General features: G+C 37.7%; 12 protein-coding genes and 2 pseudogenes. 5 read left to right on the forward strand and 9 right to left on the reverse strand.

Translation table 11 applies throughout. The features are described from left to right. Positions 1-34: 34 nt before the first annotated feature. The 7 genes and pseudogenes from AA650_RS17680 to AA650_RS28130 form a co-directional block, all read right to left on the reverse strand. Positions 35-1015, reverse strand: coding sequence for a class I SAM-dependent methyltransferase (locus AA650_RS17680; protein WP_053540010.1), 981 nt, complete (start codon positions 1013-1015; stop codon positions 35-37). Positions 1016-1023: 8 nt separating this feature from the next. Next, complete coding sequence (locus AA650_RS17685; protein WP_053540011.1) at positions 1024-2397, reverse strand: ABC transporter ATP-binding protein; 1374 nt, start codon at positions 2395-2397, stop codon at positions 1024-1026. Between the two features lie 58 nt (positions 2398-2455). Beyond that, positions 2456-3301: an ABC transporter permease gene (locus AA650_RS17690; RefSeq protein ID WP_053540012.1), complete on the reverse strand. Its 846-nt coding sequence runs from the start codon at positions 3299-3301 to the stop codon at positions 2456-2458. A 397-nt stretch (positions 3302-3698) separates the two neighbouring features. Further along, entirely contained in the window at positions 3699-4466 is a 768-nt protein-coding gene (locus tag AA650_RS17695; protein WP_053540013.1) for a Uma2 family endonuclease, read from the reverse strand. Between the two features lie 680 nt (positions 4467-5146). Further along, a complete protein-coding gene (locus AA650_RS17700) occupies positions 5147-5953 on the reverse strand; it encodes an ABC transporter permease (protein ID WP_053540014.1) in 807 nt (268 codons plus the stop codon). 117 nt (positions 5954-6070) lie between these two features. Further along, positions 6071-6742: a Uma2 family endonuclease gene (locus tag AA650_RS17705; RefSeq protein ID WP_053540015.1), complete on the reverse strand. Its 672-nt coding sequence runs from the start codon at positions 6740-6742 to the stop codon at positions 6071-6073. A gap of 342 nt (positions 6743-7084) precedes the next feature. Then, a pseudogene (locus AA650_RS28130) lies at positions 7085-7228 on the reverse strand (Uma2 family endonuclease); the annotation flags it as partial. Between the two features lie 108 nt (positions 7229-7336). Between AA650_RS28130 and petP the strand changes: the two are divergent. The 5 genes from petP to AA650_RS26825 all read left to right on the forward strand — a co-directional run bounded on the left by petP (position 7337) and on the right by AA650_RS26825 (position 10431). Further along, entirely contained in the window at positions 7337-7528 is a 192-nt protein-coding gene (gene petP / locus AA650_RS17710; RefSeq protein WP_053540016.1) for a cytochrome b6f subunit PetP, read from the forward strand. An 85-nt stretch (positions 7529-7613) separates the two neighbouring features. Further along, complete coding sequence (locus AA650_RS17715; protein ID WP_053540017.1) at positions 7614-8714, forward strand: Get3/ArsA fold putative tail anchor-mediating ATPase NosAFP; 1101 nt, start codon at positions 7614-7616, stop codon at positions 8712-8714. Between the two features lie 92 nt (positions 8715-8806). Continuing rightward, entirely contained in the window at positions 8807-9841 is a 1035-nt protein-coding gene (gene chlG, locus AA650_RS17720; RefSeq protein WP_053540018.1) for a chlorophyll synthase ChlG, read from the forward strand. Positions 9842-10044: 203 nt separating this feature from the next. Further along, entirely contained in the window at positions 10045-10257 is a 213-nt protein-coding gene (locus tag AA650_RS17725; protein WP_053540019.1) for a hypothetical protein, read from the forward strand. A 24-nt stretch (positions 10258-10281) separates the two neighbouring features. Further along, entirely contained in the window at positions 10282-10431 is a 150-nt protein-coding gene (locus AA650_RS26825) for a hypothetical protein (RefSeq protein WP_233455532.1), read from the forward strand. 542 nt (positions 10432-10973) lie between these two features. On the opposite strand, the gene AA650_RS17730 is transcribed toward AA650_RS26825, so the two are convergent. Together AA650_RS17730 and AA650_RS28760 are read right to left on the reverse strand one after the other, a co-directional pair. Then, the gene (locus tag AA650_RS17730; RefSeq protein WP_053540020.1) at positions 10974-11606 is read right to left on the reverse strand and encodes a bifunctional 4-hydroxy-2-oxoglutarate aldolase/2-dehydro-3-deoxy-phosphogluconate aldolase; all 633 of its coding nucleotides are present in this window, start codon (positions 11604-11606) and stop codon (positions 10974-10976) included. Between the two features lie 26 nt (positions 11607-11632). Further along, positions 11633-11734 (reverse strand): annotated as a pseudogene (locus AA650_RS28760) (ion channel); the annotation flags it as partial. Positions 11735-12117: the final 383 nt, after the last annotated feature.

Here is a 12117-nt window from a genome sequence, read left to right on the forward strand (position 1 = left end):
TGAAAAGAATAAAGTGAAAATCAACTAACATTCATTAATGTCGAGTTATAAATATTTGTTTCAGTTTAAACCAAAATTGACGAATTTTCCAAAATTTGCTAGATTCCATTGCTTGAATAATATTTTGAGCTTCTTGCCATTCAGTTTGAGCTTGTTGGAGAAGTCTTTGAGTTTTCTGCCATTCCTGATAGGCTCGCTCTAATTCTATCTGAGTTTGGTAGGTTTGAGACTGCGAATACTGTAGCATTTCTTGCGTCTTATGTAAATTTATTTCAAATACTTTGAGTAAATCATCAGATTCATAAATATATAAAGATTCCACAGGAGGTTGTATTTTCTCTAATTTGTCAGAACATATAGCGACAAAATAGAGAGGAGAATTCAAACTGCAAATTTTTTGACTTAAATTATTTATATCCCCTGTATAAGCTTTAATATTTTTTGCTTCCGTATCCTCCAAGGGAAAAATAAAAGACCCTATCCCCAATCTTTGACCATATATTTTACTATATTGAAAATGGTTACCTATTAAATTAACTAATTCATCATAATAAAGTTCTTTGACATGAAAGGGATTTGAATAATTTGTTTCATCTGAATAAGTTAGACGATTGGGGGAAGAAATAATTAATATCCCACCTGGTCTTAAAACCCTTTTAATCTCTTGCATCATCTTTTCATGTTGATCATGATGCTCAATAGTTTCAAAAGATACTACTACATCAATAGAGTTTTCTGGTAATGGTATAGATTCGCATGAACCGACCATAAACTTAAGGTTTTCATAGGTTTGATATGCTTTAGATGCGTACTCAACAGTATCAACACTAATATCTACTCCAACTACAGACTTTGCTAATTTAGCCAATAAAGCAGAACCATATCCTTCACCTGAAGCAATATCTAAGACAGTTTTACCAACTACAAATTCAAAACATAAAGCATACCGATGTAGATGCTCATATTTGATTTGTCCATCAACAGAGGGAATGTATCTTTCACCCGTAAATTCCATATTTTTACTCAACTACTAATTGAATTTAAGATTTCTAACTCTGTTATTTGCCTATAATTAATAGATGTATTTATATTAGGTATTTTGAATATACCAAACGTAATTTCTGTTACCGAAGAATTAATTACATATCCACACTGTAGCCAATCTAGCATTTCATGGTTATCCTGCGTACCGTCAGCCACCGCTGGTTCAATGATATAGCTGCCTCCGTTAATTTCTGGCCATTTAAAATTAAATGTAGTAGTAACAATACTACCCTGATTTATCTTACTCAATTTTGTACCCAATTGGTAAGTATTCCAAGCTGTGAGTGGTGTACGTAATCTATCGTAAAGTGAACAACCTATAATGAGTTTTTCAATTTCATCATGAGTAATTATAGTAACTTTTAAATAAATTTCTTCTCCTGGATAAATAAAGTTTATAGTTTGGCTATTACAGTCTAACAATTCGATGTTGATTATCTCCGCCCTTCCTGTGCCAAATCGTTCAATAGTTTGAAATTTGTAATACGGGTTTTCTGTGTAAGGATTGTTTATTTTTTTCATTAAAAATTCCGAGTTTACTTCATCATTTAAGTTTTGATTATGTGATTTATGAATAGGAATTTTTTCTGTGATGAGTAACTTTTGACGGTTATTTATTTCTTCATATATCCAAGCCTGATAGTGCTTACAAACCTCTGCTGGTTTTCCCTTTTCTACAAATTTACCTTCATTTATCCAGATTGCTTGTGAGCAAAGTCTTGAAACTGAACCACTATCATGGGAAACAAATAGAATTGTTCCGCCTAAATCTTGAAAATCTTTAATTTTTGCCATACATTTATGTACAAAAATTCCGTCACCAACTGCTAAAGCCTCATCAACAATTAAAATATTTGGTTCAACATTTACCGCTACTGCAAATGCTAAACGAACAAACATACCACTAGAATAACTTTTTACTGGCTGATCGATAAAATCCCCAATATCGGCAAAAGCAGCTATATCATCAAACTTATTTTCTATCTCTTCCTGAGTTAAACCTAGAATACGTCCATTAAAGAATACATTTTGCCTCCCAGTAAACTCAGGATTAAAACCACTTCCTAATTCTAATAAAGCCGAAACTCTGCCATTAACTAATACTTGTCCTGTAGTTGGTGTTAGTGTCCCCGCAATAATTTGTAGAAGTGTACTTTTACCAGATCCATTTTGTCCGATAATCCCAAAAGTTTCGCCTTTACAAATATCTAAGTTAATATCTCTTAAAGCCCAAAACTCCTGTGCATAGGATTTTCCAGGTAACAACAATTCTTTAAGCCTATCTACAGGACGAGCATAACGCTTAAAGCACTTTGATACATTTTTTAGGGAAATTGCAATTTCTTCTCCCATGCTTTTACTGTTAATCCTCACAAATTAAAAACAATAACCACAGTGCCATTCTTAATGTTCACAATACATCAGCAAATGCTGGACGCAATCGCTTATAAACTGTAAACCCACAATAAAATATCATAACTGATATCGCCGAAGCTACACCCCACTCACTCCAATGCTGTACCTCCCCCACTAAAACTATATCCCGATAAACTTCTGCTATAGCTGCCATGGGATTTAACCAAAACACCCATTTTCGGAAGGCTTCAGGAATTGCTGAAGCCGGATAGATAATCGGTGTCAAGTACATCCACACATTTAATAATACTCCCATTGTTTGTGGAATATCTCTCAAAAACACTGTTAGCCCCGCTGTCAAATAACCCAACCCAGCAGTTAATAATAACTGTGTCAGCCAAACTAAGGGTAACAGAGCCAAGGTAGTATGTAAAGTATGAGTCGTGATAGCTACGAAAAATATCAATGCCATTAAACCAAAGGAACTTTCAATAAACGTTGATAAAATTGGCACTAGAGGTAACAACGCCAGAGGAAATACCACCTTCTTAACTAAATTCGGCTGTCCTATTACTGAACCAGCAGACTGCATAAGTCCACCTGTAAAAGCAATCCAGGGTAATAACCCCGCAAACAGCCACAAGCCAAAGGTAAAATTATTTTCTGGTAAACCCTTTAAAGTGTGCAGTTTCACCTTCAGCACTACGGAAAATACATAGGTGTAAATTAGTAATTGTGATAACTGATTAAGTAAAGGCCACAAATTACCTAATACAGAACCTTTATACCTTGCTTCCAAATCCCGACGGACTAAAGTTCTCAGTAAGTCGAATTTCCCCCACCATTTTCCATCTATCGGTAGAATCCGTCTTAGTTTGACTATCTTACGTATAATCTCCACAGTTGATAACAATTTTTAATTCCTTGTGATTAGTATACACCTCGTTTTTTCCTAATTCGTTTTTTCCTAATTTATACTATCAGGATCTACACCGAGCGAACTGACAAGTCAGTGCTTGCGCTATCGCAAACGTACTGCTTCTTTTGCTGTAATCATTTTTACCATCTCCTATTTAGCTGATAATTTTAGGACTTACGCATTGATAGAAAGTACCAAATATGGTCTATAGTTTTCGGGCGTTCCTACACGATTTTTAGTGATGCCTCCGGCAAGCGAAGCTATCGCTATCAATCGGAAGTTAATCGCCAAAAGCCTGAAACGACTGATTTTCGTTCATTCACGTCATTGTAAATTTGTACAGTGCGTAAGTCCTGAAATATATCATAAAGATCATTAGTTATAAAATATCGGCTTCAATACCTAACTCCCTTAATTTTTGCGCTAGAATAGCTGCTTTATTCTCTGCGTCATCAGCCCTTTGACGTTCAGATTCAGCCCTTTGATGTTCAGATTCAGCCCTTTGACGTTCAAGTTCAGCCCTTTGATGTTCAAATTCAGCTTTTTTAATCTCTTCTAAATTAGCTTCTTCTGGTGTAGGGACTAATTTTCCTTCAACAGTAAAATATCTTAACTTATCTTCCCAAACCCCTAGATATAAACCTAACTCCTGACTCCAATACCAGGCATTTTCTGATGCTGGAATAGTTTTATACTCACTGTCTGTTAATCGCCATCCTACCAATTCTAAGGTATTCGGGGAAAACCAAAAATACTCAGGGGTGCGGAATTGATTTTGATACAACTGTTTTTTCAATCCCTTATCTACCTTCGCTGTAGAATCAGAAAGTAATTCAATTATTACATTGGGATATTTACCATCTTCTTCCCATATTACCCAAGAAAGACGTGGACGTTTTTCCGTATCTTTAACTAAAAAAAAGTCTGGTCCTCTAAAGTCTCGATTTTTTAACTGTTGTCGGCTATAGTAAACGCTAAGATTTGCACCAATAAAAAAATCTTCTCTATTACGCCATAACCATTCTAAACAAGTTACTAATATTAATAGTTGTGTATAGTGTAAAGAGCTTTCCATTTCTGGTTCGTCGCTGAGTAGTTCAGTGCAATCTGGCATTAATGCTTCTATTTCTTGTGCGGTTAAAGCCATAGATTTTATTAGGATAAATTACTATCTTTGGTTAATTATAAACTATCAGGTTCTAGTCTAAGGAACGCAAATTTAATAACCTGCAATTCTGATGTAACCTGGAATGGTGCGTTACGCTGTCGCTAACACACCCTACTTTTGCACCTTATTTAATTCACATTCCTAAGTAGGTTGGTGTTGAAAATTGTCGTTATGGAAAGGCAAAAGGCACTCATGCAAGAGGCAAGAGTGAAGAGGGTTTGGGCGATTTTACATTTCTTTACACAGTTTGGTTTTATTGTGTTCACCTACTTATGCAATTACCAAACGATAGCTATGTTAGAGGGTGTTTGAAAAGTTATGCTTGATGTATCAAATATTTTTTACCCCTCCCTAACCCTCCCCTTGTAAAGGGGAGGGAACTGGATTTTTATTGTTTCCCCCCTTGTAAAGGTGGGACTAGGGGGGTAGCAATGTGATGAAAATTACGGAATACCACTTTTAAAACATCCTCTAAGAGGATGTTTTAAAAGTATTAGATGAAACCGATAATCTCCAAAAACCTAACCCCCCTGCCCCCCTTCCCTACGTTAGCGCAGCGTGCCGAAGGCTGGGAAGGGGGTTTTCAAAGCCTCTCCCCGCTTCGGGGAGAGGTTTGGAGAGGGGTTTGTTTATACATTAAAAACTTTTCAAACATCCTCTTACAGCAAATCCATAAATTGATGCCGCCACAGGTGAAAACAAGTCCATCCCAAGGCTAAAATAATGATGCCACTCAGTAAAGCCCCCCAAATCAGACCTAAATCTGGTGGAGAACCTGATAATGTAATCTGACGGAGACTTTCGATGATTGGGGATAAGGGGTTCAAACCTAAAAACTGTTTTACCGGCTTGGGAACAATAGCTGCTGGGTAAAAGATCGGACTGCTAATCCAAATTACAAATACTACTAATTCATAAAAGTAAGGTAAATCCCTGAAAAATACGTACAAAGCGCTGACTAAAAAACCGACTCCTGTAGAAACTAAAATTAATGCTAAAAATGGAAATACTAAAGCGATGACATTGATGAGACTTTTGGAATTAAGCAATGTCATAATTGCTAGTAACGGAAATGCTCCCACTGAAAACTGAAAGACATTGGACGAAATCATTGATACCGGAAAAACACTAACTGGTAACTGAATCTTATTTAATAATGCACCATTGCCGACTACGCTGGTTAAAGCTTGGGATGTGCAAGCGGAGAAAAAATTAATTACTAACAGTCCTGTCAGCGCTGCCAGCATATAGTTAATGATGGAGTTACCATAGTAGGATGCAAAGGTAGCACCAAAGATGGCAGTATACAACCCTGTCATAATCAATGGGTTCAATAGTGACCAATAAACCCCTAGAAAAGACCCCCGATAACGGACTTTAAGTGTCCGTCCAACTAAGACGTGCAGGAGTTCGCAATAACGCTGCACTTGTAACCAATTTAAATTATCTTTCAGGGAAAGTGTCATTCTTATAGCACCATTACACACCGGAAAAAAGTCATTTTGGCATTCTATACCATACGAGTGCAATTGTTGACGATTAATTTTCAGATAAGTGAAATTTTATCTATCTCAGGTAATTACTTACAAACTATCAGAGTCAATACCTAACTCCCTTAACCGTTGAGCCAAAATTGCTACTTTAGCCTCCGCATCATCAGCCCTTTGGCGTTCACTTTCAGCCTTTTCTGCCAATTCTGTAGGTATGAGTAATTTATCACCTGTATCAAGACGGTAAAATCTTAAAAGCTCCCCTTCCACTTCTAGACGCAATCCCAACGGCTGAGATAAACTATCGGTAATGGGTTGATAAATCTCATCCTGTAAACGATACCCCTGTAACTTTTTGTTAATCCATTCTCCTTTCGGGTCAAATAACCAATATTCTAAAATCCCTAATTGTTCATACAATAACTTCTTTTGCTCTTGATCCTGCCTTTGAGTTCCGGCACTGGTCATTTCCAAGACAACTTGGGGAACTTGACCTTCTTCCCAGACCTTATAATTATCTCTACCTCCAGGTGGCACATCAAAAATTACCATCACATCTGGTGCTACTCTTAATTTCGGAAAACTTTGAGCATAGTATAAAAATTGATTTGCGAGTACCGTTGCTTGTCTTCCTGCTAGGTACTGTTTTAAAACTTCTAAAGTAGTTAAAATCGCATAGAGATGTATATAGGTTTCTGCCACGGGTTCTCCATCAGAGCTAGGATATTCGATGGTGACATCGGTTAACTTTATGGTTGTAGTCATAGTTTTTTCCTAATTAACCACACTATCAGGATCTAAGTAGGTGAACACAATAAAACCAAACTGTGTAAAGAAACGTAAAATCGCCGAAAACTTCTTTACTCTTGCCCATTGCCTCTTGCCTTGCCATAACGACAATTTTTAACGCCAACTCACTTACGCCTAGCGATCGCAAATAAGTAGTGAGACAGAATTAATTACACAATGTCATTGCGTTAGCAAAGCGTGGCGTTAGCCATATGGAACGAAGTGAATTGAAAATGTTGGGTTTCGTTCCTCAACCCAACCTACGTATTTTTGCTTTTTAGTCTTAACCGAACAGTATTGTATCAGGATCTATTCCCAGCGATCACGCCATAACCACTCTAAGCTAGTTACCAATAATAGGAACTGCATATAATGCAAAGAACTTTCCATTTCCGGCTCATCACTTAATAAACGAGTCGCATCGGGCATTTGTTGTTCTAGCTGTTGGGCTGTAACAAACATAAGAGTATACCTACTTGCTTACTGATTTAATTTTAAGCCATGAACAATGAAAACAGAGTGCCAGATTCAGCTACACTGAGATTTGGATTATTTTATTTTAACTAGATCATGGACATCGGACAGAAAGTTAAGGTGATTCGTTTGCGCGATCGCGTATCCTCTACTATCGCTCAAAAACTCGGCAAAATTGGCACTATCGAAGGCTACAAAGTCACAGATGGTAAAGGAATTGGTGTGGTAGTCAAGTTTGACGACAACTCCTCCACTTGGTTTTTTGAAGATGAAATCAGACCAGCTTAGTCAAAACAACTTATAGCAGAGGCTAAGAAGATTGGTTGAGTGCTAAGTTGTTATTGACAAGATCGGCAAAATTGGAAATTAAGTAATGGCCTTGATACTGACGTTTTTGGGCAAAAACGGCATCGCTCGCAGTAAGATAGCGATCGCCGCAGCCATTAGTTTGGCAACACAAGGCAAACGGGTACTCCTAGCAGGACTAGCAGATCCAACATTGTCAATTCTACTCAATACTCCTCTGACTCCTGACCCCCAGGAAATCTCTCCCAATCTCCAAGCAGTACAGTTTCAAGCATCTGTACTGCTAGAACGCAACTGGGAGGAAGTGAAAAAATTAGAGGCTCAATACCTCCGCACACCAATTTTTAAAGAGGTTTATGGGCAAGAATTGGTAGTATTACCGGGCATGGATAACGCCCTCGCTCTCAATGCGATTCGTGAATATGATGCCAGTGGCAAATATGACGCGATTATTTATGATGGTACGGGCGATGCTGCTAGTTTGCGAATGTTGGGAATGCCAGAATCTTTAAGTTGGTATGTCAGACGATTTCGGCAATTATTTGTTAACTCTGATTTAGGGAAAACAATTTCTGAATCACCCCTAATTCAACCTTTAATTAGTAGCCTTTTCAATTTTAATTGGACTGCTGATAATTTTTCCCAACCTACTAACCAAGTTAATAATTTCCTCGAAGAAGGTAAAGCTGCCCTGGCTAATCCTCGGCGCGTTGCTGCTTTTTTGGTGACAACATCTGAACCTATTGACATGGCAAATTCCCGTTATTTATGGGGAAGCGCTCAACAAATTGGTTTAACTATTGGTGGCGCAATTTTATTTGCTGGGGCAGAACAACCTAATTTATCTGAGGAATTTGCACCTCTACCTGTGAGCATAGTTCCTGATGTTGTCAATGGTGAATGGCAACCTCTGATAGATGCTTTACCCAACTTGATTGAGCAAGCATTACAAGCTAACCCACCCATTGAAATTGACGTGCATAATCGCCAAGTACGCCTATTTTTACCTGGTTTCGACAAAAAACAGGTAAAACTCACTCAACAGGGTCCAGAGGTTACAGTAGAAGCCGGAGATCAAAGACGTAATATCTTCCTCCCCCCTGCTTTAAGCGGTAAACCTGTCACAGGTGCAAAGTTTCAAAATAGTTATTTGATAATTTCTTTTTAGGGATTGGGGACTGGGGATTGGGGACTGGGTAATAATTACCAATTACCCATTACCTATTACCAATCACCTATTACCAATTACCATTACACCTTATGTCTGAATCAACTCCCATTAATCCCAATTCGCAGCCGAATGAGGCTGTAGAATCTCCAAATCCAGAAGTTACAATTACAGAAGACCGCAATGCGAAAACTCGGCAATTGCTGGGAATGAAAGGTGCGAGCGCTGGAGAAACTTCTATTTGGAAAATTCGCTTGCAATTGATGAAACCGATTACCTGGATTCCCCTAATTTGGGGTGTGGTCTGCGGTGCGGCTTCTTCTGGTAACTATACCTGGACTTTAGAAAATGTTTTGAAGTCTGCCCTGTGTATGTTGCTTTCTGGTCCTTTATTGACTGGTTATACCCAAACCATCAATGATTATTATGACCGGGAAATTGACGCGATTAATGAACCTTATCGTCCTATACCTTCGGGGAGAATTTCGGAAAAGCAAGTAATTAGCCAATTCGTGCTTTTAGTATTATTAGGATATGGAGTGGCTTACACCTTAGATTTATGGGCAGGTCATTCAGTTCCTAATGTTTTACTGTTGTCTGTTTTTGGTAGTTTCATTGCCTATATCTATTCTGCACCACCATTGAAATTAAAACAAAATGGTTGGCTAGGAAATTATGCTTTAGGTGCAAGTTACATTGCTTTACCTTGGTGGGCTGGTCATGCTTTATTTGGGGAATTGAACTGGAAAATTGTGATTCTGACTCTATTTTACAGTTTGGCGGGTTTAGGGATTGCCATTGTTAATGATTTTAAGAGTGTGGAAGGCGATCGCCAATTAGGATTACAATCATTACCAGTTATGTTTGGCATCCAAAATGCGGCTTTGATTTGTGTCGTCATGATTGACTTATTTCAAGGTTTGGTTGCAGGTTATTTGGTGAGTATTCACGAGAATTTATATGCAGCCATTCTCGTATTATTAATCATTCCCCAAATCACTTTCCAAGATATGTATTTTCTTCGTGACCCCATAGCCAATGATGTCAAATATCAAGCCAGCGCCCAACCATTTTTGGTTTTGGGAATGTTGGTGACAGGTATTGCATTAGGTCACGCCGGCGTTTAATTGTAGGGTGTAATCAGTCGTAAAAACCCCTATCCCGTCTGGGAATGAATTCCCAGTCTCATAGCGAAAGTCATCTAAAGATGACTAAAAACTGGGTAAATTTATTAGTCCGTTTTAACGGACTTTAGCTATGAGACAGGGAATTTATTCCCTGGCTTAAGGCTTAAGTTGATAGATATCAGCAATGCGCTCAATTCCTAATTATGAAAAAAATAGAAATAGAACTAGATCAAGAAACCTATGACAAAATACAACAATTAACCCAAACTAATCATTGTCAAATCTCAGATTTAATTAAAGCCATGATTGAGCAACTTACTCAACCAGAAATTCTCAACGATTCATTTATTGGCAAATGGTCAGATGATGCGGAATTAGTTGATCAACTAATTGAAGATATGTTATATAAAACATAGAACCTAAAAAATAATAAATTAATATTGAAAAATAAAACTTTAATTGATACAGATATTTTATCGGAAATTCGCAAAGGCAAAAATCCCCAAGTTATAGCTAAAGCCATTGCTTATAAAACTAGTTTTAAAAATCATACCATATCTGTAATTACGGTTTCAGAAGTTATCAATTGATGTATCGCTTTTGGGTAGTTATGGAGAATGCGATCGCTCTTCTATCATCAATATTTGTAGGTAAATTTAGGCTTTTAGCAATGAAAAGTCAATAATTAACCAATATATTCAATTTCACCTAAGTCATTGATTAATACAAATGCTCCCACAGATAAAGATGAAAGGATGTCACTAATTTTTTCCATCAGAGGAACTAAGGGACTTCCAAATAAAAAAATACTCAACCACCTAACGCAAAAATCTCTCAAACCCTTATTCCTCTGTGTCCTCTGCGCCTCTGTGGTTCGTTAATCAGGATAATTTATTTCTTGGAAGTCCCTAAATGATTAGGATGAGTGCTAGAAGCTGATAAGTCAGCGCTTGCGCTATTACTACTCATCTATCGTTAATAATTTGGGCGTTGCTGATTTTAGGGATGAAAATAATTTTGCATACGTTCAAGACTCTTGTAGAGACGTTCCATGGAACGTCTCTACCTCCAAAAATCATACGCCAATTCAGCAACGCCATAATTTGAAGGGGTTTAGTAATGCGCTTTACATTTAATGTAACCTCTGCATGAGGTTTCTGGCCTGTTCACTGATAGCTTGCCAATTTTCCTGTAATACTGATTCTGTGGGGAATAATTCGCCACTTAACCCCACCGCTACTGCACCCACTTGTAAAAAATCTTGAGCATTTTCTAATGTTATACCCCCCGTAGGAATTAGGGGAATATGCCCAAGGGGTCCTTGTAAACTCTTGATATAGCTAGTTCCGCCCACTGCTTGCACCGGAAACACTTTGACACAACTTGCACCATGATTCCAAGCGGTAATAATTTCTGTGGGTGTCAATGCACCGGGAATAATCGGGATATTTGCGGTTAATGCAGCTTGAATCATATCTAGATCAGTGTGGGGACTGAAGAGAAATTGCGCCCCACAGGCGATCGCCTCTTGTAACTGTTGAACATTAAATAAAGTCCCCGTACCAATCATACAGTTAGGTAATTTAGCACGGAGTTGGGCAATTAATTCCGGTGCGCGATCGCTATTCCAGGTAATTTCAATTAACTGCATTCCTCCAGATGCTACAGCTAAAGCCATTTTCTCACCCCATACCATCTTCGGGGCGCGAATAACAGCGATCGCTCGATGTAATTTTAACTGTGACAACCAAACTTGATTAGACATTTTTACCGTAACTTAAACAGCATCAATTAAACTGGTAAGACATCGTGAAAATGCGTATAGTCACAGTAACGATGTCCATCAGGCGTATGGTACATAATATCTACAAATTGATGATTCCACAAAATCTTATTATACTCAACATGGTTGAAATATGGACTTTTGGAAAATTACGAAAAACCTAGATTTGTAGGGATTTAGCTCTTGCTTTACCCCTAGTAGTTCGTCAAATTTATTTTGACGGGTAATGAGTTTCATCAATCCCAATCAGCAAAACCTGATGTTAGCTTAATAATGCTGAAGTTATCCCATACAGAGGACTGGACTCATCAATAATGTGCATTACCGTCCAAGATAAAGAAAAAAGCATCTAAAAAAGAACCTGGTTTAGCATTAGGGACTTCCAAGAAATAAATTATCCTGATTAACGAACCACAGAGGCGCAGAGGACACAGAGGAATAAGGGTTTGAGAGATTTTTGCGTTAGGTGGTTGAGTATTTTTTTATTTGGAAG

The organism is Anabaena sp. WA102 (assembly GCF_001277295.1).
Lineage (GTDB): Bacteria > Cyanobacteriota > Cyanobacteriia > Cyanobacteriales > Nostocaceae > Dolichospermum > Dolichospermum heterosporum.

What these genes read in the sequence shown, in the direction of transcription:
- AA650_RS17680 (WP_053540010.1), bottom strand. Translation starts at nt 1,015, where the DNA reads ATGGAATTTACGGGTGAAAGATACATTCCCTCTGTTGATGGACAAATC.
- AA650_RS17685 (WP_053540011.1), bottom strand. Translation starts at nt 2,397, where the DNA reads ATGGGAGAAGAAATTGCAATTTCCCTAAAAAATGTATCAAAGTGCTTT.
- AA650_RS17695 (WP_053540013.1), bottom strand. Translation starts at nt 4,466, where the DNA reads ATGGCTTTAACCGCACAAGAAATAGAAGCATTAATGCCAGATTGCACT.
- AA650_RS17700 (WP_053540014.1), bottom strand. Translation starts at nt 5,953, where the DNA reads ATGACACTTTCCCTGAAAGATAATTTAAATTGGTTACAAGTGCAGCGT.
- AA650_RS17705 (WP_053540015.1), bottom strand. Translation starts at nt 6,742, where the DNA reads ATGACTACAACCATAAAGTTAACCGATGTCACCATCGAATATCCTAGC.
- petP (WP_053540016.1), top strand. Translation starts at nt 7,337, where the DNA reads ATGGACATCGGACAGAAAGTTAAGGTGATTCGTTTGCGCGATCGCGTA.
- AA650_RS17715 (WP_053540017.1), top strand. Translation starts at nt 7,614, where the DNA reads ATGGCCTTGATACTGACGTTTTTGGGCAAAAACGGCATCGCTCGCAGT.
- chlG (WP_053540018.1), top strand. Translation starts at nt 8,807, where the DNA reads ATGTCTGAATCAACTCCCATTAATCCCAATTCGCAGCCGAATGAGGCT.
- AA650_RS17725 (WP_053540019.1), top strand. Translation starts at nt 10,045, where the DNA reads ATGAAAAAAATAGAAATAGAACTAGATCAAGAAACCTATGACAAAATA.
- AA650_RS17730 (WP_053540020.1), bottom strand. Translation starts at nt 11,606, where the DNA reads ATGTCTAATCAAGTTTGGTTGTCACAGTTAAAATTACATCGAGCGATC.